This window comes from Protofrankia sp. Cj3 (genome assembly GCF_917627355.1).
GTDB lineage: Bacteria > Actinomycetota > Actinomycetes > Frankiales > Frankiaceae > Protofrankia.
Genome location: NZ_CAKJTR010000213.1, coordinates 1 through 1,535, shown reverse-complemented (window position 1 = coordinate 1,535; position 1,535 = coordinate 1). Strand labels below are relative to the sequence as shown.

Here is a 1,535-nt window from a genome sequence, read left to right as displayed (position 1 = left end):
GGAGGTCAGCATCCGCGCCGACGCCGCCGGGCTCGCGTTGCGACGTGTGCTGACCATGCTCGCCGAACGGGCGCGACGCGGTGCGGCATCCAGGCCGGCGGCCGGCATGCGTTACGCCCGCCGCGCCCCCACGGGTTCCCGCCCCTGACTCGACACCGCGATGCTCAGGCCCGCGAGACCCTGGAGTCGCGTATCCGACCCCGTCATCGGGCTGTCCGGAAGGCAGCCCGATGATTCCAGCCACGGCGTCGAGGACGGCGACTTCAGGGAGCCAGGGCATCACGCTCATGAGATAGCACCACTTTGATCAAAGCTGCGACGGCGTCCATCTCGGGCTGAGCATTGATCGAAAGGTCAATGTCTTTCGGGAAAACGTCTTTCGGGAAATACTGACGGAGTAGCCCGTTGGTGTTCTCGTTCGAGCCGCGTTGCCACGGCGAATAAGATCATGATCTGACTCTTCCCACCCTTCCCAATCATGAGATCACCCTCCCAGCGGCCAGGCACGGCACGGTCCTCCACCTCGACGGGACGCTCGGAAATGCTCACCAACCCGCGGTGGAGAATAGCCGCCCGCGAGACGTTCCACGACCGCGTCATGGCGCCGGAGACTCGCGGCAATCTTGAAGATTTTCAGTCGGTCGCGTAGCTCGTCCAAGCGTTTCCGCGCATTTCCGCGCGCTGACCGCTCAATATCGCGAGTCTCCGCCGTTCCGTTTAGCCTCACGGCCGATGGCCGATTACAGCCTATGCATCAATACCACTAACTTAAGCGAAGATCATCTGATGTCACCGCAGGTCAGTGACCATGCCGGCTTGCGCCGGCACCCTGTCCTGATGAGGATGTTGGGGCCGTCCGGTCCGACGTCGTTGCTCTGTGGTGCTGTGAGCCCGTAGGTCAGTGTGGCGCGGAGGTCCTGAGGAATCCTGTCCTGCTGCCGCGAGCGCGTACCTCAGAATCTTTGGTGACAGGCCCTCCCCGGGCGGTCTGTGCTGGTCATGGGTCGACGGGAGGAGACGGTCATCTATGGATGTGCTGATCGATCGTGTTGCCGGGCTGGATGTGCACCGGGACACGGTGGTGGCGGCGGTGCGGGCACCCGGGCGCGGTAGCGCCCGGCGCAGCGAGGTGCGGACGTTCGCGACGACGGGCGCGGGACTTACGCGGCTGGCTGACTGGCTGACCGGTGAGCGGGTGTCACTCGTCGGCATGGAATCCACCGGCGTATATTGGAAACCGGTCTTTTACTTGTTGGAGAACTCGTTCGAGTGCTGGCTGCTTAATGCGCAGCACATGCACAATGTTCCGGGCCGAAAAACCGATGTCGGTGACTCGGTATGGATCGCGCAACTGTTGGAACATGGCCTGGTACGGCCGTCGTTCGTGCCCCCGAAACCGATCCGGGCGTTACGGGATCTGACCCGGCACCGGCGGACCACGGTCGAGGACCGTACCCGGGCAGTCCAACGCCTCGAGAAAATCATGCAGGATTGTGGGATCACGCTGACCTCGGTGGCCTCGGAGCTGCTGGGTA

Annotated in this window: 1 protein-coding gene and 1 pseudogene; one reads left to right on the top strand and one right to left on the bottom strand. The window is 63.5% G+C overall.

Annotation, left to right across the window (positions count from 1 at the left end; all coding sequences use genetic code 11):
- Positions 1-263: 263 nt before the first annotated feature.
- A pseudogene (locus MJ783_RS20410) lies at positions 264-552 on the bottom strand (transposase); the annotation flags it as partial.
- Between the two features lie 475 nt (positions 553-1,027).
- Between MJ783_RS20410 and MJ783_RS20405 the strand changes: the two are divergent.
- Positions 1,028-1,535, top strand: a 508-nt coding sequence (locus MJ783_RS20405) for an IS110 family transposase (protein WP_239312781.1), incomplete at its 3' end; no start/stop codon positions are given.